The organism is Candidatus Acetatifactor stercoripullorum (assembly GCF_944382095.1).
In the GTDB taxonomy this organism is placed as follows: Bacteria; Bacillota; Clostridia; order Lachnospirales; family Lachnospiraceae; genus Acetatifactor; species Acetatifactor stercoripullorum.
In genome coordinates this window covers 1-20878 of sequence record NZ_CALWMU010000047.1, presented here as the reverse complement: position 1 = coordinate 20878, position 20878 = coordinate 1, and the positions used below count along the sequence as shown (strand labels likewise).

The following is a 20878-nucleotide window of genomic DNA, read 5'->3' as shown; positions in this document are numbered from 1 at the left end:
AATCTCTCAAAAATCGGCAGATTGGTACTTTGGAAAGACATATCTGTCTTTTTATTGCAGTTTGCGGAAACTCAAGGTTTAATAAATCTATTACATAATTCACGAAATCAATCAGCCTTTATGTAATATTGATTACCCAATAAAAAAAATCCTTGATTTCACAAGGATTTTTCAGCAGGGGAAGAGGGAATCGAACCCCCGTTAACGGTTTTGGAGACCGCCGCACTACCGCTGTACTATTCCCCTATAAAACAGGTTCGCCAGTTATCTTTGCTCACCGACGAAGCTTATTATAACACAGAACCCCCTGGCATAGCAAGCAAAAATTGAAAAAATTGTAACTATTCTCCGAAAGGTTCTCCCGCCTGCCAGGTATCAGAAGGAGCACAGTTCCAGGTTATGTTTTCCCCATCCGAAACCGCTACAATGCTTCCCTGTTCATCCGTGCGGAACACCTGTATTCCTCTGGAGCGGAAGCTGTTTAAGGTCTGTGCGCTTGGATGGCCATAGGAATTGCCCTCTCCGCAGCTGATCACGGCAAATTCCGGCTGTACAGCATCCAGAAAAGCTTCGCTGGAGGAGGTTTTGCTGCCGTGATGGCCCGCTTTATACACATCAGCCTTCAACGAAAGTCCTCTTTCCAGCATAGCAAGCTCCCCTTCCTCCTCTGCGTCTCCCGTGAACAGGAAAGAATCCTCTCCGTTTTGCACCAGCAAAGCAAGGGAGGCATTGTTGGGATCAGAATAGGTATCACAGGGCCCCAGAATCGTAACCTGGGCATCTCCCAAGGAAAAAACCTGCCCCACTGAGGGCGTGCTTCCCACAAGTCCTTTGTTGTCAAGGGCCTGCACCAATTTACGATAGGTGCTGTTATCCTTTTCAAAATCCGACAAAAACACCTGGTCAATTTCAAACTTTTCAATGATAACCGGAGCTCCTCCAATATGGTCCGAATCGGGATGGGTAAGCACCAGATAATTCAGTCTTTCAATCCCCTGCTTCTGCAGATAATTCTGTATGGCGGTACCCTTGGAATCATCCCCGGCATCCACGAGCATAGACGCATCCGCACTTTTGATCAGCACAGCGTCTCCCTGGCCCACATCAATAAAGTGAACCTCCATCTGCCCGCCGGCCAATTCTCCGCCGCTGTTTTCCATGCTTTGGACATCAGAAATCTGAGCGCCCGTTTCCTCTCCTGCCCAAAGGGAATCCTGCAGAGCAGGCTCCGCCAAAAGCCCGGCGCAGATACCTCCAAGCAAAATCAAAAGCCCAATTATTTTTGAGCCTTTTCTCCTTCTTCTCATGCGCTTTACTCAACTCCTTTTCCGGTCTTATCCCTTTGCCCCCTCCTCAGGTTCCTTCCGTCTTAGCAGGCGGTCTTCTCACCTTTTTGTCAAAACAGCCTGTCAATGGCATCCTGAACCGACCGAATACCCAGCACCTTAATTTTCTTAAATTCCTTGCACTCCTTGGCGCAGACATAAGGAAGAATGCAGGTGTCAAAGCCCAGCCTTTCCGCCTCGGCCACTCTCTGCTTGGCCATGCCCACAGCTCTCACCTCTCCGCTTAAGCCCACCTCGCCAAAGGCAATGAGCTTAGGACTTACAATCTGGTTGCGGAAGCTGGATAGAATTGCCAGCACAATGCCTAAGTCTATGGCGGGCTCCATGATCCTGATCCCGCCTGCAATATTCACATAGGCGTCGCAGCCTGCAAGAGCGATGCCGGAGCGCTTTTCCAGAACAGCCATGAGAAGGTTCACTCTGTTGAAGTCCGTGCCGATGGTCTGTCTTCTGGGAATCCCGAAATTGCTGTGGCACACCAGGGCCTGTATCTCCACCAAAAGAGGCCTGGTTCCCTCCATGGTGCAGGCTACTACAGAGCCGCTTGCATTCTCCGGCCGTCCGTTTAACATATATTCTGAGGGGTTTTGCACCTCCATAAGCCCTTGCTCCCGCATTTCAAATACGCCGATCTCATTGGTGGAGCCAAAACGGTTTTTTACACCCCGGAGAATCCGGTAGGAGGCATGCCTGTCTCCCTCAAAGTACAGCACCGTATCCACCATATGCTCCAGCACTCTGGGTCCCGCAACAGTCCCCTCCTTAGTCACATGCCCCACAATAAACACAGACACCCCAAGCCCTTTGGCAAGCTGCAGCAAAATCCCTGTGGATTCCCTCACCTGGGAAACGCTTCCCGGCGCAGCGGATACCGCCTCATTATACATGGTCTGAATCGAATCAATCACCACAACCTCAGGCTTCTCTCTGCGGATCACCTCCGATATGGAATCAAGGCTCGTCTCACACAAAAGCAGCATGTTCTGAGAAAAATCTCCGATTCTGTCCGCCCGCATTTTGATCTGCACCTGGGACTCCTCCCCGGATATGTATAGCACCTTATGTCCGCCTGTGGATATATTTCTGCAGACCTGCAAAAGCAGCGTAGACTTCCCGATACCCGGGTCGCCTCCCACCAGGGTCAGGGAGCCGCTCACAATGCCTCCTCCCAGTACTCTGTCAAGCTCGCCGATTCCTGTTAAAAGCTTATCCTCCTGGCGAATGGCAATCTCTGTCAAAAGACAGGGCTTTGCCCTTTCAGCCCCTTCTCTTCTGCGGACTCCTGCACTTTTTTGCTCCGCCCTGCTTACAGTCTCCTCCACAAAGGTATTCCATTCTCTGCACCCCGGACACTGCCCCATCCACTTCGAGGACTCGTATCCGCAGCTTTGGCAATAATAAACAGTGGTAGTCTTACCTTTCACCTATTCCTCCATCAAAAAGCAACGGATGCCGCGCCCTGCGAGACATCCGTTGTAAAAATCCCCTTGCGCCAGGGAAATCCCCGGCGCAGAAAGCATCAAACCTGAACTATTTTTACGGTAACCTCTCCGGCAGCCTCCAGCTCCACGCTTAAGCTGAGCTTGCCGCCCAATCCCGTTTTCATGGTGCCAATACTTTTGCCGTCTACAAAAACCTCGTACTCGGTATCATCTGTAAGCCCTATGGTAATCTGAGCGTCCTCATCGCCCTCCACCACAAATTCCACGCCTGCCTCATTTTCCTGAAAATGCAGAACGCTCGTGCCGGGTACCGACTCATAGAGAAACATTCCGTTTTTCTCCAGCTTCGTGATCTCATTGTAGGTCTTTACCTTCAGCAAATCTCCGGCATGACGGAAATCCTCCACCTTCTGCTTATTGGAAAGCTTATGATTTCCAAAACTGATTGCACCGTCAGACTCGCTGCGGAGCAATTCTTCCACTACTGCCATCTGTGTGTCCTCCTGATCGTTTGTAGGTACAGTATAATATAAAACCATCCTTTTTTCTACAAATTTTTTTTATTTTTTTCAGGCATCTGTCTGCTTTACGGTAAAGGTCACCTTCCCGTTTTTAAAGCCTGCAGACACGCAGTCCCCGGGGATCACCTTCTTCATCAGAATTTCTTCCGCAAGCGCATCCTCCACCACGGATTGTATCGCTCTCTTAAGCGGTCTTGCGCCCATCTTCTGATCCGAATATTTCTCCACCAGATGCTCCTTTAAGGCCGGGGTAATGCTGAGCTTAATTCCCATCTGGGATTCGCAGCGTTTATACAGGTTTGCGGCCAAAAGATTTACAATTTCCTTCATGTTTTCGTTGTTAAGCTGGTGGAATACGATAATATCATCAATTCTGTTGATAAATTCCGGCTTAAAGCTGCGCTTTACTTCTTCCATGACGCCGGACTTCATCTTCTCATAATCACGCTTTTCACTGCTCTCCGCCGCAAACCCGAGATTTTTGGGGTCTACAATCCGCTGGGCGCCTGCGTTGGAGGTCATAATCAAAATGGTATTTTTAAAGCTTACCTTTCTTCCCTTGGAATCCGTGATATGCCCGTCATCCAGCACCTGCAAAAGAATGTTGAACACATCCGGATGCGCCTTCTCGATCTCGTCAAACAGCACAACGGAATAGGGATTTCGGCGGACCTTTTCACTGAGCTGTCCCCCTTCCTCAAATCCCACGTATCCGGGCGGCGAGCCAATCATCTTAGATACCGAATGGCCCTCCATATATTCAGACATATCTACACGTATAATAGCCTCCTCAGAGCCAAACATCGCCTCCGCAAGGGCCTTGGAAAGCTCCGTTTTGCCAACGCCGGTGGGGCCTAAAAACAGAAAGGAGCCAATGGGACGGTTTGGATCCTTTAAGCCCACTCTGCCTCTGCGCATGGCCTTTGCCACCGCCGTCACAGCCTCGTCTTGTCCGATCACTCTCTTATGGAGAATGCTCTCCAGCTTTAGTAATCTTTCGCTTTCCTTCTGAGCCAGCTTCTGCACAGGAATCTTAGTCCACATTGCCACCACCTCGGCAATTTCGTTTTCACCGATGCTGTACTGCCCTCCGGTCTCCCGGCTCTCCCGGCGTTTCATCATGCGCTCGTATTTTTTCACCAGCTCGTCTTGATTCTTCTTGATTTCCGCAGCCTGGGAAAAGGCCTCCATGCGTATGGAGCGCTCTATCTGCTGATCCATCTTTTTGATCTGCTCTAGCAGCTCCCTTTGCTTGTCCGGCATATCCATAGCGTGAAGTCTTGCGCTGGCAGCCGCCTCATCAATCAGATCAATGGCCTTATCCGGCAGATTCCTGTCGTTGATATAACGGTTGGAAAGCCGCACCGCAGCCTCCACCGCCTCAGAGGTAATGGTCACCCGGTGGTGCTCCTCATATTTACCCTTAATGCCCTCTAAGATGCGGACAGCCTCCTCCTCCGTGGGTTCCTCCACCGTCACCGGCTGGAAGCGCCGCTCCAGCGCGGCATCCTTTTCCACATACTTGCGGTATTCCGCAATGGTGGTAGCTCCGATCAGCTGAATTTCCCCCCTTGCCAGAGAGGGCTTTAAAATATTGGAAGCGTCAATGGCGCCCTCCGCGCCACCCGCTCCGATAATGGTGTGCAGCTCATCCAAAAAGAGAATTACATTTCCATCCTCAATCACTTCCCGGACCACTCTCTTGATGCGCTCCTCAAATTCTCCTCTGTATTTGCTTCCGGCCACCATACCAGAAAGGTCCAATGTAAGCACTCTTTTGTTCTGTACCGTAAAGGGCACCTCGCCCGCTACGATGCGCAGCGCAAGTCCTTCCACCACAGCAGTCTTGCCCACGCCGGGCTCTCCAATGAGACAGGGATTGTTCTTGGTACGCCGGCTTAAAATCTGTATCACCCTGCGGATTTCATCCTCTCTTCCGATGACAGGGTCTAACTTCCCCTCCCTGGCCATGGCTGTCAAATCCCGGCTGTACTGCTCCAGAGTAGAAGGCTTTCCTCTCCGCTCTCCCTTTCTTCCCAAATCCTCTTTATATAAATTTCCATCCTGGCCGATGGCCAGCAGCGTATCCACATAAATCTTCTGAATATTGGCTCCCAGGGTATTTAACAGCCTGACAGCCACATTTTCCCCCTCCTTGATCAGCGCCATCAGAATATGCTCCGTCCCCGTCTGCTTTTGTCCAAACCGTTCCGCCTGTCTGTGGGCCTCCTCCAAAATTTTCCTTGCTCTGGGAGAATAGCCCTCTCTCTCCCTTATAGCAACTCCATTTTCAAATGCGATCAGCTCCTTTATCATCTCAAGAACCTGATCCGCATCCACATTATTGTCCGTCAAGACCTTGCAGGCCACTCCGCTTTTTTCCCTTAACAGCCCCACTAAAATATGCTCCGTGCCCACATAACCCTGCTTTAAGCTTCTTGCGCACTTGGACGCCTGGGCCAGCGCCGCCTGCGCTTTATCCGTAAACTGCGACTGCATTATTTCAGCCCTCCATAATCTTCATAAATTTCGTCAATCAATTCTATGATTTCCTCTTTGGAAATATTTTTGCAGCTGCTTTTTGCCAAAATCACCTGCAGCTCCTTCTTTAACTCCTCTAAGGTCCGCATTTTATCCGAGTCAATGGCAATGACAGCTCCCCGCCTTCGGTCCACCTTTACGTACCCCTCCTGCTTCAGCACCGTATACGCCTTATTTACCGTGTGCATATTGATGCCGATCAAATCCGCAAGCTGTCGTACACTTGGCAGCGAATCTCCCTCATGAAACTGTGAGGTGGCGATTCCCATGATAATCTGATTGCGCAGCTGCAGATACAGCGCCTCATCACTGTTGAAATCAATTTCAATTATCATATCCTCAGGCTCCTTTCACAATCCGCCGATTGTTATATACATATTATAACAGCGAAAAATAACTGTCAACAATATGGCCTGAAAGTTTATAGGAAGTTTATAGGTTGCCTGCTGCACCGGTATCCGCAAAAAATGCCGGCATCCTGCACTGCTTTCCAGGATGTCAGCATTCTTCTGCAAAATCACCTTGCTTTTACTGCTTTGTCTATGGTTCCTCGTCCCCGTCCCAATTCAAAAATTCAAATTCAAATTCGTCGTCATCCGCCATAAAATTCTTTGATTTCCAGCCGGGGTTCTGGCCGTTTCCAGACTGCTTTGCTCCAGAAGGCCTGGAAGGAGCTTTCCCTTCTGTGCCTGCCCCGGGCTTTGCGCCCACAGGTTTTGCCCCTGCAGGCCGCGCTGCCTGGGCTGTCCCCGTGCTCCCTGCAGGCTTTGCTGCCGCAGGCCGCGCTGTCTGGGCAGCCGCCCCGCTTCCGGCAGGCCTTGCAGCCGCAGGTCTTGTTCCCGCAGGCCGTGCCTGCTGGGACGCTGCCTGGCTTCCTGCGGGCCTTGCGCCCCCAGGCCTTGTTCCCGCAGGCCGCGCTGCCTGGGCAGCGCCCGTATTTCCTGCGGGCCTTGCTCCAGCAGGTCTTGCCTGCTTTGCACCGTTCGGCTTTCCGGCTCCCACCGTGTGCATTACCTTCTGTCCAGAATTTCCCTGGGCTTTATCGCTTCTTTTTCGCATGGTCTCCCGTTCAACCTGAGAAAAATATGCGGAATCCATCATATCTTTTATCTTGTAAGCCAAAAATGCTGCTGCTCCCGCCGCAAGCACAAAGAGAACCACCAGTATGATAATGACAATTCTCTGGCTGGACACCTTTTGATTGCTTTCTTCATACAAGGCCGCATTCTGCTCCACACCGTCAAACAGATCCTGAATCAGATACTGATTTCCCTCCACATTATTAATCAGATACCATTCTTCCCCCTGAAGCTGTGTTTCCCAATCCTTTGTTTCCTGCACCTCTTCAGGCGCTTCAGTCTCCTCTTGCGGGGTTTCAGCAGGCTGTTGTGTAACAGGAACCAGCTCCCCCGACAAAGAAACATAATCGGAGCGGATAAATCCGGTCACCTCTGTCCCGTCGGCAATAAAGGCTACCTGATACCACACATTTCCGTCGGTTCCCGTGGCCTGCCCTGTCACCGTAAGCGCCATGCCATTCTGGGCCGTGGTCAGAATCTGACTGGTTGTGGATGCGTTGGAGCGCACCCGCACGGACTGTCCCCCGGTCACACTTGCGCTCATATGCTCAACTGCTGTAACCTCAGCAGGCGTTTCCTGAGTTGTGGTGGTCTGTGTGTCCGTGGTGCTTGTATTGGTATCTGTGGTTGTGGCAGTGTCGGTGCCAGATGCCGTATAGGTTTCCGTGGGAGGCGTGGTTCCATCTGTTATGGATACAAGATCCGAACGGATATACCCCAGGGTATCTGCATCCACGAACACCTGATACCACACAGCCCCATCGCTTCCTGTGGTCTGGCTTCTGATGCTGATGCTTTTGTCCTTTTGGGTGCTGCCTATGACCTCACTGCTGGAGTTTGGTTCTCTTCTGATATTTGCGCTGTTGGCAGTCACCGTACCCTGACTCTCCGCATGGCTCACAATGGAAAAGCATCCCAGAAACAAAACCATCAGCAGAATCAAAGCTATGGTCATTAAGCCTGCAGGCAAATAAAGTCCTAAACGTGCCTCTTTTATCTTTTTCATATGCTGTCCTTTCCTTTTTCTATTCTGTATCTAAAAGGCTTGTGCGGCGTCATTCATGCTCCCGCATAAACCTCCTTTGTCCTTCCTCTCCTGCCTGGGAATGACCGTAGCCTCTCTTATCCCTCCGCAGCTTTTCTCTCTGCTGTTCTTCCATATTTCTGTGAATTTTCGCCTCGCACTCCTCACAGAATCTTCCGCTGCGGATTTCCTTTCCGCAGCGCTCACAGTGCAGAAACATCTTGGAGCCCTCGGCCACCTCAATGCGGGATTCTCTGAGCATTCTTCGAATCGCCCTCTGAGACACTCCCGTTGCCGCCTCAATCTCCACCGCCGTAGCCCCCTTGTGGGCTTCAATATAAAGCCTTACCTTTCCGTAATCGTCATAGTCTACATACCCGCAGTCCTCACACTGATATTCTCCTACCCCCCTGAATATCATAACTCCATTGCACTTTTTGCAGTAGCGCGGGACATGGTAATAATTCATCATTTCCAAGCTGTCCATACCCAATCACACCTTTTCCCACATAAATTCTCAGGCTTCTATGCCTCATCAATCGCCTTGCCGATGTCATGCCTCATATACTTATTGTCAAAGGATACCCACTCTGTGGCTGCATAAGCGTTGGCCCTGGCTTCCTTCAGGTCTCTTCCCTTGGCCGTAATGCCCAGCACCCGCCCCCCATTGGTAACGATTCCCCGGTCTGTCTGCTTTGTGCCGGCGTGGAAGCAGTAATAGCCCTCCGCCCCGTCAAACCTGTCAAGTCCCCGGATTAAAAATCCCTTTTCATGGGAAACCGGATAGCCCTGGCTGGCCAAAACCACACAAACCGCAGCATTATCCTCAAATTCCAGCTCTATCTGGTCAAGACGCCCGTCCACACAGGCCTCCATCACCTCAATGATGTCATTTTTCATGCGGGGCAGCACTACCTGGGCCTCCGGGTCTCCGAATCTGGCATTGTACTCCAAAACCCTGGGGCCCTTTTGGGTCAGCATCAGCCCAAAGAAAATAACGCCCTTAAAGGGTCTCCCCTCCGCCGCCATGGCATCCACCGTGGCCTGGTAAATATGCTTTCTGCAGAATTCGTCCACCTGTTTTGTGTAAAAGGGACTGGGGGAGAAGGTTCCCATGCCTCCTGTGTTCAGGCCCTGGTCTCCATCCATGGCCCTTTTATGGTCCTGGGCCGAGGTCATGATCTTAATGGTTTTGCCGTCCACAAAGGAAAGCACGCTGACCTCTCTTCCTGTCATGAATTCCTCAATCACCATACGGTCTCCTGCAGAGCCAAATTTCTTATCCAGCATGATAGACCGCACGCCTTCTTCTGCTTCCTCTCTGTCTCTGCAGATCAAAACTCCCTTTCCCAGCGCAAGGCCGTCCGCCTTCAGGACAATGGGATAATCCGCCCCTTTTAAATATTCCAGAGCATCCTCTGCATTGTCAAAGGTCTCATAGGCAGCGGTTGGAATATTGTATTTCTTCATCAGGTCCTTGGAAAACGCCTTGCTTCCCTCCAGGATAGCCGCATTTTTCCTGGGGCCAAATACCCTGAGTCCCTCGGCCTCCAGCACATCCACAAGCCCTCCCACCAGAGGGTCATCCATCCCCACAATGGTAAAGTCAATGGCCTTTTCCCTGGCAAAAGCTGCCAGCTTTTCAAACTCCATGGCCCCGATGGGAACACACTCCGCAATCTGTCCAATGCCCGCGTTTCCCGGAGCACAATATATTTTTTCCACTCTGGGGCTCTTTGCCACACTCATTGCAATGGCATGCTCTCTTCCGCCGCCCCCTACGATCAATACCTTCATATTTATGTATCCTCACTTCCGCCCTGCGCACGATAAATCTGCGCCAGCTGTCATTTATTTTCTGATCACCCTGCCGTTTTCCACAGCGATACGTCCGTTGGCGATATCGTCGATGGCCTGGGGGAGCAAAATCCACTCTGCCTGCTCCATCACCCGCCTCTGCAGGCTCTCAGGCGTATCATTCTCCTCCACCTCCACGGACTTCTGAGAGATGATGGGCCCCTCGTCCATGCCCTCCGTCACAAAATGCACCGTGGCTCCGGTAATCTTCACCCCCCGCGCAAGGGCCTTCTCATGCACCTTAAGGCCATAGCAGCCCACTCCGCAGAAGGAGGGAATCAAGGAGGGGTGAATATTGATGATACGGTTTTCATATTTTTGAACCATAGCAGTGGGAATTGCAACCAAAAAGCCTGCAAGGACAATCAAATCCGGCGAAAAGCCATCCACCGCCTCCAAAAGCGCCTGGTGAAAAAGCTCCCGGTTTTCATAATCTCTGGGGGAAACGCTGACGGCAGGTATCCCGGCAGCCTTAGCCCTCTCTAAGCTTTTCACCGTCTTATTATTGCTGATGACTCCCACAAGCTGGATATTCGTAATGCCGCCCGAGGCTGCTTTATCAATAATAGCCTGCAGGTTGGTTCCCCCGCCGGACACCATAACTACCACTCTCAGCATAGAGTCACTCCCTTTTCTCCCGTCTTGCATTTTCCTACAATATAAGGCGTATCCCCCGCCGCCCGAATGGCTGCCATGGTTTTATCCACGTCCTCCTGCTCCACCGCCAACACCATTCCAAGACCCATATTATAGGTGTTGTACATCATTTCCTCCGCAATGTTTCCTTTTTTCTGCAGAAGCTTGAAAATTGCAGGCACCTCATAGCTGTCCTTTTCCACAAAGGCACGGATTCCTTCCGGAAGCATTCTGGGAATATTCTCATAGAAGCCGCCCCCTGTGATATGGCTGCACCCCTTTATGGTGACACCGGCCTCCTTTACGCTCTTTAACGCCTTTACATAAATCCTGGTGGGAGCAAGCAGCGCTTCCCCCAGGGTTCCACCCAATTCCTCATAATAAGTATCAAGACTCTCCCTTGTCATATCAAACACCTTGCGCACCAGGGAGAATCCGTTGGAGTGCACACCGGAGGAGGCAATGCCGATCAGAACGTCTCCCTCTTTGATGTTCTCTCCGGTAATCATATCCTTTTTGTCCGCCAGACCTACCGCAAAACCGGCCAGATCGTATTCATCCTCCGGCATAAGCCCCGGATGCTCCGCCGTCTCTCCGCCGATCAGCGCCGCACCTGCCTGTCTGCAGCCTTCTGCCACTCCCTTTACAATGGCTGCAATCTTCTCAGGATAATTTTTGCCGCATGCTATGTAATCCAGAAAAAAGAGGGGTTCTCCTCCCGCGCAGGCAACATCGTTCACGCACATGGCCACGCAGTCGATTCCGATGGTATCATGCTTATCCAGCAAAAAGGCCAGCTTCACCTTTGTGCCGCACCCATCCGTTCCGGACAAAAGAACAGGCTCCTCCATATTTTTTAAGGCGCTTATGGAAAACGCCCCGGAAAAGCCGCCGAGGCTCCCCAGCACCTCCGGGCGCATGGTCTGCCGCACATACTCCTTCATCAGCTCAACCGACTGATAACCGGCTTCAATATCAACTCCCGCACTCTTATAATCCATCTCTTTTCTCCTCACTTATGTATTCTCAGACCGGCCCTTACCGTTTCATTCCTTCCAGATATGCCTTGCAGCCTGTCTCCTGAAGCTTTTCATCCTTGGCCTGTACCTGCTCTTTCAGACCCTCGCTGTAATCCTTCAGCTTCTTTAAAAGGGTCTCATCCGACACAGCCAGAATCTTGACCGCCAAAAGCGCCGCGTTGGCTCCTCCGTTTATAGCCACCGTAGCCACCGGAATGCCGGAGGGCATCTGCACGATGGAGTACAGGGAATCTCTTCCTCCCAGGGATGTGGTGTGCATGGGAATTCCAATCACCGGCATGGGAAAAACAGCCGCGCACATACCAGGCAGGTGCGCAGCCATGCCCGCTCCTGCAATAATAACCTTAAATCCCTTCTCCTCTGCAGTTTTGGCGTATTCAAAAAATACATCCGGCTCCCTGTGCGCGCTGATTATCCTCATTTCATAGGGAATGCCAAACTGCTCCAGAATATCCGCAGCCTTCGCCATGATGGGCATATCCGAATCGCTGCCCATAACAATGCCAACCTTAGGTGCTTGTGTATCTGCCATAATATCCTCCATTCCAAAAGTTCAAAAACGCATGGTTCTCTCTTCTTTTTAGTTTACTAAAATTACATAATGTATGCAATATTTATCTTCTTATTTTTTGAAAATTCGTAACAATTCTGCTCTTAAATGCCAGCCTCCTCCAAGGGTCTGTTAAGCTCCTTTGTTCCCGGCAGCACAAAACGGCCCCTTTCTATGATCGGGATTCTCACGCCGTCTCTTGTCACTGCCGTCAGCTCTCCCAGCTCGTCATAGGGTATGGTAATATCCGTATGACAGTTAAAATAGGCCTGTTCCGGCTTTGTTGTCCTAAGGCCTGACACCTCGTTGTCCCTGGCCGCAATTTCCTTCCCGTCCGGATTATATACCTTGATTTCCTCCGCGTGAGAATAGCAGGTGTCTCCCACTGCAAAATGGGGCCCCGTTTTTTCTGCAATCAATATGGGAAATTTCTCCTCCACACCGTATTTTTTTGCAGCCACATAGGCTCTGGTGTTTGTACCGATGGCAAATTCTCCCATGGGAAGACTTTCGTGGCGGCACAGCACATTTTCCCACACGAAGGCCCGGTTTTCCTCCTCATCCTCGAAGTTTCTGCAGGTGTAATCCCTGACCATGCCGTCCTGAAAGGTCAGCGTCAAATCCCGGTATTCCAGTCCGTTTAAAAACACCCTGCTCACATGCAGAATCCCATCTGTGCCCTTTAAGACGGGAGAGGTAAACACTTCCCCCACAGGAATGTTTACATCCGCCACACAATTCTCAAAGATGGTCTCCGTCTCAGGATTTTTCAGCTTATGGAGGTTCACCCGAAGGGATGTGCGGTTCCCGTTCATTCCCTTGATTTCACAGAAATCCGCCCTGTCCAGGGCATTGATCATGGTCTGCTGAATATCCCGGTAAAGCTGATAATCCAGAGTATTGATCCGAATGATCTCCTCAAACAGCTCCGGGAAGCAGGGGCCGATCTCCGGCACAGGAAAAGCAATTATGGTGAAGCTCCTCTCCTCTTCCAGAATATATTCCCGCTGCAGCTGCCCGGCCCTTGTCCGGTAATCCACCCATAGACGGTTCTGCTCCTTCGTCATGCGGATACATTCCGGTTTGTTTACAGGTTCAAAGGATGCCTCTCCAAAGGTCTCCACCACGGCAGGCCCGGCGTATAAAAGGGCCTCCCCTTTGTATTTTTCAAAGGCCGTCCGGGATACCTCCAGCCTGCGGTTTACATAATTTTTATCCAGAAAAAGCGCTCTGTCATCCTTGTGGTCAAAATCGCACTGTCTGTTGACGGCGCCGCCAAAAAAACCGGTCTTGTACAGCGAGGGATTGTACAAAATACTGTACGCCGCCCGATAAATCACCGGTTCCAGACCCATTTTTTCAAAATTTTCAATGGCCCTTCTCATCATCCGTTCAAAGCCAAGCTGATACCGAAGCTCCACTGTTTTCTTTTTCGACAGATCCTTTCCGGTCACCTCAAATCCGATCCGATACCCTTCCGTATAGGTATCAGCCATAATATTTATAGTCTCCTGTGGCAGTCCTGCCAGAAAACGAGCCATGGTCAGCTCATTTTCCCCCACATATTCCCCGTATGCAAAAAGATACCGTACGTCAGACAAATCTCCGTTTCGGATAATGCCCGCCGCAAAGTTATGGTCCGGCACCAAAAGCTCCCTGGTTCTGTTTTCCGCCGCCATATCGGCATAGTCACTGACAAACCAATAGAGAATCACATGGATATCCTCATAGGAGGGCAGTTTTTCATTCTCCTGCCATTCATAGACAAAGGCTGCATAAACCTCTGCAAAAAGCTCCAGACGAATTACCACCTCCAGAAGCCTTTCCTCATAAAGAAAGCCGATGAGACTGCGCATTTCAACATATAAAAAGGAAAGGGCCGCTCCCATCTCCTTTCCCAGCCTTTTTACAGCATAAGCGGGATTTGCATAGCTTTTCTCATAATTTTCCGGCAAAATATCCCGGTACAGCGCATGGTTTCGCTCCGTTAATTCCTCCAGAGACGCCTTCTTCAGACCGCCATCCTCCAGAAATTTTCCTGTCTCCTCCAGCAAAAGCAAAAATCGAGCCGTCACGGCAAAGTAATCCTCAAAGGCCTCATCTCCGAAATGCTCCTGCGGAATCTCCCGGATTCTGGACAACACTAATTTAAGTCTTTCCTTTTGCAGCTCTTTCTCTGCTTCTTGTCCTATTTCTATTTTTTCACTCATAATACTTGTGCTCCTAAATATAATATCAGCCCCACGCTTCCCAGCGCCGCCACATTTAACAGCAGTCCAAGCCAGGGAAACAGCATATAATTGTCCTTTTCCCGAAAAGAAATGATTGCCAGAACCAATCCGGCCAGGGAAAAGACAGCAGCCAAAAGCCCGGTCACCCCGTAGCCGTTTTGGGCCTGTCCATCCCTTAAATAGGTCAGATACACCACAATGCCTAAGGACACTAAGCTGATGATTCCCAAAATAGCAGCCATAATGGCCTTGTAGGAATGCTTTTTGTTTGTAAAAATATAGTTTTTCCTTTTCATGCCCTATATAAACCCCAAAAAGGCACTTCCCTCAGGAAATGCCCTCATGCTGCTCCTTATTTAAAATAAAATTCTGGATTTACCCGCAAGAAGCCTGGCCCCGCTGACAATCAGCAGCACCCCGCTGGCAAGTCCCACCGCTATGGAAATCACTCCCAGCACAATATTCATGGCGCCAGCGCCGCCCATTGTCTTATATACCTTTTCTTCCATCTGTCACACCTCACATTTTTGATGCTCCGCCCTATTTCACAGCTTTCTCCGTGAAAGGGATTCCTCCTGCCCGTCTCTAGGACATCTAGGCGCCGTACTCCTCATAGTAGCGGTCAATAGAAGCCTTCAAGACATCGTCAATATAAATCTTTCCTTTGTAGGGCTTATTATACAGGCACTCCACCACATCCTGCATGGTGACAATAGCCTTTGCATCAAAGCCGTATTTCTCCCTGATCTCCTCCAGCGCGCTCAGCTTTCCGCCAAGTCCCTTTTCCATGCGGTTTAAGGACACCATCAGTCCCTTGATCTGCACGTCTGCCTGAGCTTTGATAATGGGGAAGGTCTCCTCAATGGATTTCCCGGATGTTGTCACATCCTCAATCATCACCACGCGATCTCCGTCCTTTAGGCTGCTGCCCAGAAGTATCCCCACATCACCGTGGTCCTTTATCTCTTTGCGGTTGGAGCAGTATCGGATTTCTTTCCCGTAAAGGCTGCTGTATGCAATGACCGTGGCAACACTCAGGGGAATGCCCTTGTAAGCCGGCCCGAACAGCACGTCAAAATCATCTCCGTAGCTGTCATGGATGGCCTTTGCATAATACTCCCCCAGCCTGCGAAGCTGAGAGCCGGTCACATAGGCTCCAGCATTCATGAAGAAAGGAGATTTTCTTCCGCTCTTTAGGGTAAATTCACCGAATTTCAGCACCTGGCTGTCCACCATAAACTCGATAAACTCCTGCTTGTATGCCTCCATATCTGTAAACCTCCTGTTTTGTCCATTTTATACTAACACAAAACTCCCCAGTTATCAATTAGTTTCACCGGGCAAGTCTATCGGTTCAGCGCCTGTGCAATATCCTCCCTCATGTCCAGCACGGCAGCCCTGGATGCCTCCGCATAATTTTCCTCACCGTATCCTGCATACTTTTCCTGCTGATAGGCTGCAATAATTCCTCTGGAAGAATTGATAATGGCTCCCAGTCCGTCTTTATTGAAAAAGTGAACCAGATCAGCGCCCTTGCCGCCTTGCGCGCCGTACCCCGGCACCAGTATAAACGCCTTTGGCATGATTTGGCGCAAAAGCTTCCCCTGTTCAGGATAGGTGGCTCCTACCACAGCCCCCACATAGCTGTACTCTTCTCCCATGCACTCTTCTCCCCAGGCCGCCACCTTTTCTCCCACAATCTCATAAAGAGGACGACCGTCTATGAGCTGGTCCTGAAATTCGCCGCTGCTTGGATTTGAGGTTTTGACCAATACAAAAATCCCCTTTTTTTCCTCTCTGCATACTTTGATAAAGGGATTGACGCCGTCTGAACCCAGATAGGGATTTACGGTGGCAAAATCCTCGTTAAAACCATAGCAGGTTTTGCCGCCCACTAAAACACGTCCCAAATGTCCCACAGCATAGGCCTCGGAAGTGGAGCCGATATCCCCCCTCTTAATGTCTCCGATCACCACCAAACCCTTTTCCCTGCAGTAATCCACCGTTTTCTGAAATGCTGTCATTCCCGGAATGCCAAACTGCTCGTACATGGCAATCTGAGGCTTTACTGCAGGCACCAGATCACAGATGGCATCCACAATTCCCTTGTTATACTGCCAGATAGCTTCCGCCGCTCCCTCCAGGGTCTCTCCATATTCTGCAAAGGCCTTTTTTTGAATGTGCTTTGGCACAAATTTCAGCATAGGATCCAGTCCAACCACAATGGGAGCATTTAACTCCTTGATTTTTGACACCAGTTTATTAATCATTCTGTTCTCCGTTCCGCCCAAAGGCATTTACATTTTCATCCATTTTACCAAAGCCCTTGACCGCCGGTCAACTCATTTCCCGAAACAATTTCATTATTTATAACAGCTTATGAGCGGAGCGCCCGATAATGAGCAAAGGCAGCTGCAAAGCAGCGAAAAAGCTCCTTGGCGCGGCTTTGCGAATGGCGCGGGCTGAACCGCTGCCATTATTTTAGTATTTATAAAATATTTTGCTTATTTTCAGTACTTTTCTTGCATATCTAAAATAATATTTCTCAAAACCTAAAATACTATAAAATAAGTTTTACGAAATCTGAAACAGGCAATGATCTACAGGAGGTGGGCATATGGATTTTGGAGAAACGCTTGCGAAGCTCCGCGCTGAAAAAGGCATTTATCAAAAAGAACTGGCGGCTGCGCTGAACGTATCTGTGGGCACTGTGTCAAACTATGAAAAGGGCGTCCATTTTCCGGACCTGGTCACTCTCTGCAAGATCGCTGACTATTTTGAGGTTACCACGGATTATCTTTTAAACCGCACCAGATACCGCTACAATTTTGAGACCTTAAATCACAGGCTCCTTCGGGATTACACGGTGGCGGATATGGTCAACACCACCCTGGAACTCTCTCCAAGGGACGTGCATTCCATGCTGGATTTTTTAGACCTTTTAAAGCTGCGGAGCGCCAGGGATTCATCGAGTCGATAGAAACTGTTTTTCCCTTGCAGCCGCCTCATCATCGGGATAGTTTGCCAGATAGGCGTCCAAAAGCACTGCCGCCTTCTGGTACTCTCCCAAGTATTCGTAGGCCACAATTTCATTAAAGGACAACGCCTGAACCATATCGTTTCCCTCTATTTCAAGTCCGGCCTGAAAGGCTTCCAGCGCCTTTTGATATTCTCCCTTGGCCATCTCGCATAGTCCCAGCTGATTATACACTTCCGCATTTGAAGGATCCTGGCTGATGTAGCTGTTATACACGCTGGAGGCATAATTATAGTCCCCCGTGGCCTCATAAGCCTTGCCCAGGTACAGATAGCTTTCGGCCCCTCCATTTCCCTTCGCCTCCTCCAAAGCCAGATAAGCCTTCTGATATTCCCCCAGATAATAATAAATCCGTCCGCTGTCAAACTGATCCATGGCACCTTCTGCAGTGTCCAGGGCATTTTGCAGATAAGCCTGTCCCTCCTGTCTGTAGCCAAAGTGATCCAGCGTTTCATAGATTTCTATCAGCCTGTCATAATTTTGGGGCGACATGGAAACCACCCTGTCAAAATCCTCCTTTGCCCCCTCAAAATCCCCAAGGTTCAAAAGAGCGTTTCCCCGCAGAAAATAGGCATCCTCCTCCTTTGGCCGAAGGGCAAGTATAGCGTCGTAGGTATCTTTTGCCTCCTGATACTGCCCATTCTTGGTATAGGCCGCCGCAAGATAATAATTCAAGTCAAAATCTACAGACTCCACAATGCCGCTGCTGGCGGCAAGGGCCGTCTGAAAGCAGCTGATTGCCTGTTCATAATCCGTAAGCCCCATATAGGCTATACCTCTTCCCCTGTAGAGCAGACGTTCATTTTCGTTGGCAGCCTCCGCCTCCTCAAACTCCGCCATGGCCCCCTGGTAATCCAGATTCTGTATCAGCTGCATTCCGCTCTGTACATTTTCACTGCCCCCGGCGCATCCCGTAAGAAGCATTGAGATCAACAACCCGGCCGCCAAAAGACCGCTTTTTTTTATATGATAGAAAACCATGACAATCTCCATTTCCGCGCATTTTCCTGAAATTATAGTAGCATATCGGTTTTGAAACCTCAAGAGATGCGCAAAACATTCTGTATAAATTCATAACAGTTCAGCCATAAGAATACAAGCTCTGGGCATTGGAGCCCGGATTTTCGGAACCGTACCCCTCCAGCAGATTGAAAACGCCCCACGCGCCCAAGCCAGCACCCAGCGCAACAACGAGAGTCTGCAAAGTCGTAATAGCAGAAGCGAAAAATTCCATATATCTTCCATTTCTCCGAGATTGTTCCGGTCATGAAAAAAGCCGCCCGTTTGGGCGGCAGCTTGCGACCTCTGGACACTTTGTCCAGAAGCGATTTATACATAGGCATCCGGATCGTCCTCGTCCTCGCTTATAAGTTCAGTGTTTGATGCGTCCGCTCTGTATGTGAAAAGTCACCAGCCACCACTTCAAGTGGTGGTTTGAATTGGCCCCCCAAGGGGCCTTTGTTACTTGCACGCCTGAAAGGCGGGGTTGCAAGCTCTGTTGCTGGCTGCCGCTAGAAAGCGGCTCCTCCACTATCTTCTTTTCTTGATTCTTCTGATTGCTCTGCTATATACTTCTTAATTGCTTCTTCTGTCACATTGCCTATTGTTGCGACATAATAGCCTCTTGCCCAGAATGCTCTGTTCCACTTATTCTGCAAGTTCGGATGCCTGTCATATATCATCAAAGTACTCTTCCCTTTTAAGTATCCCATGAAAGTAAGGATACTCATCTTAGGCGGCATACTTACACAAAGATGTACATGATCCAAGCATACCGCTCCTTCAATTATTTCTATTCCTTTATACTTGCACAATGTTTGGATAATTTCCCGCACATCGGTGCGCACTTGACCATACAGCTGCTTTTTCTATAGACTTTTTCATATCTTCCATATTAGGTTCACTTTCTTACATATCTCTGCTGCCTTTAATCCTTTTTATCGAATACTTCTCCCTAAACACTTCATAATCTGCTTTTGCAATTTTATACTGCTCTCCAGATTGCTCTTCGTTCATTGAATACTCAGACTCAAGTGCCTCACCTTGCAATGCATCCGAAATAATCCTTCTTAAATATTCCTTCTGGTCATAATTTGCCATAACCAACGAATCCCTCACATACATCGGATTATTCCGCAGCAGTGCCACTTGAAAATCTACACCTTTTCCCTTTAAATAATGCCACAGAAATGCAATGCAAGTTCTGGTGTTTCCTTCTCTGAAAGGATGAATGCTCCATAATTCCAATAAAAAATCAGAAATCACATCTCCCTTCTTCGCAGTCTTCGCCCAATCTAAATCTGCATATTGTTGCAATAATTTCTTTAAGCGATTCTCAATCTCATGATAATCTGCATACTCTGCGGAACCACCGGACAAAACACGCTCACTCTTGTACAAATTTTCTTTTCGGAATGTTCCTGCCCATTCATAAATATCCCCAAATAAATACTTGTGGATGGATACCATGTGCTCCACATCATAAGTATAAGCAATCCTTGTAGGCTTCACATCCAACCCTAACAGCTTCGCAAACACTTTTTGTATTTCAAATTTCTCTAAAAGTTCCTTATCACGAATGTTATATTTATTGATAAGAACATCACTTTCCGGATAACAATTCTTTCCACCACTCATATATTACGCCCCCAAATACTCAAATCTATCAATTCGGACTTCCATTTCTTCCAATGTGATTTTGCCAAAGATATAGGAGTCCAAAACCTCCATAAACACTTCATCCGGACCGTTGGTAGCACTCAACATAATAGCCATAGCATTTTCCACACTCTTTCTTCTCGCATCACATGCTTCGACATAACTTTGGCTGATAAGCATCCCCTTATATTGTAAAATAGTTCTCATCATATTGATAACGTATGCCGGAGGGTTTCTTCTTTCCTGTTCCCAATCTTTTAAAGTGGAAACCGGAACATCAAACATTTTGGCAAATTTACTCTGGCTCAATCCTGTTTGTAAGCGCAATTCTCTCACTTCCATGATAATTACCTCCACTTAATTCTCTATATATAGTATACGGCATTGCCTACCATTATGCAAGGTATTTCAAGAATTATGCTATTTCAAAAATTGCACAATCTATTGCAAAAAACTAATACTTCACCCATTTACTACACTTCGAAATATTTTCTAAATTCTTGCGTCTTTGTCCTCTCATATTTAGGCAAAAGATTTAATGCAGTAACATGATCCATATCTGCAGTTGTGGCCGTATGCGTAGATTTACATAATTCTCCATAAACACGGTGTGGATCTATACTAAAAAAGCAGACACAGATATGCACTGTCTGTTACAATAAACTATACACAAAGAAGGAGGATTGCACCAAGCGCAGAAAGTATTGTACGCGCAGCGTTTATATGGGCGAAATATGGGATATGACACTGCGTTCAAAAGCCGCTTACGGCGAAAGAAAACGCCCAAAATCGACCTTTATCCTGACAGTAAAGGGTTCTGTCTATCTAACGATGCACCGGATACCCCATTAACGATGAACACGCCACCCTGTTAACGATAGTGAACCGGGTTTTTCTTCTCGTTACATGCCTTTGG

Annotated in this window: 21 protein-coding genes, 1 tRNA gene and 1 pseudogene; 1 reads left to right on the top strand and 22 read right to left on the bottom strand. The window is 49.0% G+C overall.

All coding sequences use genetic code 11. From position 1 onward, the window contains the following. Positions 1–175: 175 nt before the first annotated feature. The 17 genes from SHK35_RS12330 to pyrF form a co-directional block, all read right to left on the bottom strand. A tRNA-Trp gene (locus tag SHK35_RS12330) sits at positions 176–246 on the bottom strand. Positions 247–341: 95 nt separating this feature from the next. Further along, on the bottom strand, positions 342–1307 hold the full coding sequence (locus SHK35_RS12325; protein ID WP_318710016.1) for a ComEC/Rec2 family competence protein: 966 nt from the start codon (positions 1305–1307) through the stop codon (positions 342–344). 89 nt (positions 1308–1396) lie between these two features. Continuing rightward, a complete protein-coding gene (gene radA / locus SHK35_RS12320) occupies positions 1397–2707 on the bottom strand; it encodes a DNA repair protein RadA (protein WP_442867443.1) in 1311 nt (436 codons plus the stop codon). Positions 2708–2865: 158 nt separating this feature from the next. Then, positions 2866–3279 (bottom strand): endosialidase, encoded by a 414-nt coding sequence (locus tag SHK35_RS12315; RefSeq protein WP_318710015.1) that lies wholly within the window; start codon positions 3277–3279, stop codon positions 2866–2868. A 78-nt stretch (positions 3280–3357) separates the two neighbouring features. Further along, entirely contained in the window at positions 3358–5808 is a 2451-nt protein-coding gene (locus SHK35_RS12310; protein WP_318710014.1) for an ATP-dependent Clp protease ATP-binding subunit, read from the bottom strand. Next, positions 5808–6185, bottom strand: coding sequence for a GntR family transcriptional regulator (locus tag SHK35_RS12305; protein WP_318705031.1), 378 nt, complete (start codon positions 6183–6185; stop codon positions 5808–5810). Before SHK35_RS12305 ends, SHK35_RS12310 begins: the two co-directional genes overlap by 1 nt. A 205-nt stretch (positions 6186–6390) precedes the next feature. Next, positions 6391–7935: an SH3 domain-containing protein gene (locus SHK35_RS12300; RefSeq protein ID WP_318710013.1), complete on the bottom strand. Its 1545-nt coding sequence runs from the start codon at positions 7933–7935 to the stop codon at positions 6391–6393. Positions 7936–7984: 49 nt separating this feature from the next. After that, positions 7985–8440, bottom strand: coding sequence for a flagellar operon protein YvyF (locus SHK35_RS12295; protein WP_318705033.1), 456 nt, complete (start codon positions 8438–8440; stop codon positions 7985–7987). A 38-nt stretch (positions 8441–8478) separates the two neighbouring features. After that, entirely contained in the window at positions 8479–9750 is a 1272-nt protein-coding gene (gene purD / locus SHK35_RS12290; RefSeq protein ID WP_318710012.1) for a phosphoribosylamine--glycine ligase, read from the bottom strand. Positions 9751–9804: 54 nt separating this feature from the next. Further along, the gene (gene purN, locus SHK35_RS12285) at positions 9805–10428 is read right to left on the bottom strand and encodes a phosphoribosylglycinamide formyltransferase (RefSeq protein ID WP_318710011.1); all 624 of its coding nucleotides are present in this window, start codon (positions 10426–10428) and stop codon (positions 9805–9807) included. Beyond that, positions 10422–11447, bottom strand: coding sequence for a phosphoribosylformylglycinamidine cyclo-ligase (gene purM, locus SHK35_RS12280; RefSeq protein WP_318710009.1), 1026 nt, complete (start codon positions 11445–11447; stop codon positions 10422–10424). The genes purN and purM overlap by 7 nt, the downstream gene beginning before the upstream one ends. Before the next feature lie 37 nt (positions 11448–11484). Then, a complete protein-coding gene (gene purE, locus SHK35_RS12275; protein WP_318705037.1) occupies positions 11485–12018 on the bottom strand; it encodes a 5-(carboxyamino)imidazole ribonucleotide mutase in 534 nt (177 codons plus the stop codon). A gap of 122 nt (positions 12019–12140) precedes the next feature. Continuing rightward, positions 12141–14246, bottom strand: a complete 2106-nt coding sequence (locus tag SHK35_RS12270) for an aminopeptidase (RefSeq protein WP_318710007.1) — start codon at positions 14244–14246, stop codon at positions 12141–12143. Next, positions 14243–14563, bottom strand: coding sequence for a DUF6142 family protein (locus SHK35_RS12265; protein WP_318710006.1), 321 nt, complete (start codon positions 14561–14563; stop codon positions 14243–14245). Before SHK35_RS12265 ends, SHK35_RS12270 begins: the two co-directional genes overlap by 4 nt. A gap of 60 nt (positions 14564–14623) precedes the next feature. After that, entirely contained in the window at positions 14624–14776 is a 153-nt protein-coding gene (locus SHK35_RS12260) for a hypothetical protein (RefSeq protein WP_318710005.1), read from the bottom strand. A gap of 85 nt (positions 14777–14861) precedes the next feature. Further along, positions 14862–15536, bottom strand: a complete 675-nt coding sequence (gene pyrE, locus SHK35_RS12255; RefSeq protein WP_318710003.1) for an orotate phosphoribosyltransferase — start codon at positions 15534–15536, stop codon at positions 14862–14864. A 77-nt stretch (positions 15537–15613) separates the two neighbouring features. Next, complete coding sequence (pyrF, locus tag SHK35_RS12250; RefSeq protein ID WP_318710001.1) at positions 15614–16537, bottom strand: orotidine-5'-phosphate decarboxylase; 924 nt, start codon at positions 16535–16537, stop codon at positions 15614–15616. A gap of 347 nt (positions 16538–16884) precedes the next feature. On the opposite strand from pyrF, the gene SHK35_RS12245 reads away from it, so the two are divergent. After that, positions 16885–17247 (top strand): helix-turn-helix domain-containing protein, encoded by a 363-nt coding sequence (locus SHK35_RS12245; protein ID WP_318710000.1) that lies wholly within the window; start codon positions 16885–16887, stop codon positions 17245–17247. Here SHK35_RS12245 and SHK35_RS12240 read toward each other — a convergent pair. From SHK35_RS12240 to SHK35_RS12220, 5 genes and pseudogenes are all read right to left on the bottom strand, one after another. After that, positions 17233–18297, bottom strand: coding sequence for a tetratricopeptide repeat protein (locus SHK35_RS12240; RefSeq protein ID WP_318709998.1), 1065 nt, complete (start codon positions 18295–18297; stop codon positions 17233–17235). The two genes, SHK35_RS12245 and SHK35_RS12240, sit on opposite strands and share 15 nt — an antisense overlap. 88 nt (positions 18298–18385) lie before the next feature. Next, positions 18386–18538 carry a Maff2 family mobile element protein gene (locus tag SHK35_RS12235; protein ID WP_318709996.1) on the bottom strand — a complete coding sequence of 51 codons (153 nt, stop codon included), beginning with the start codon at positions 18536–18538 and terminating at the stop codon, positions 18386–18388. 277 nt (positions 18539–18815) lie between these two features. Further along, positions 18816–19172: pseudogene (gene tnpA / locus SHK35_RS12230) on the bottom strand (IS200/IS605 family transposase); the annotation flags it as partial. Between the two features lie 40 nt (positions 19173–19212). Then, complete coding sequence (locus SHK35_RS12225) at positions 19213–19941, bottom strand: Fic/DOC family protein (protein ID WP_318709995.1); 729 nt, start codon at positions 19939–19941, stop codon at positions 19213–19215. A 3-nt stretch (positions 19942–19944) separates the two neighbouring features. Beyond that, the gene (locus SHK35_RS12220) at positions 19945–20304 is read right to left on the bottom strand and encodes a helix-turn-helix domain-containing protein (protein WP_318709994.1); all 360 of its coding nucleotides are present in this window, start codon (positions 20302–20304) and stop codon (positions 19945–19947) included. Between the last annotated feature and the right edge of the window lie 574 nt (positions 20305–20878).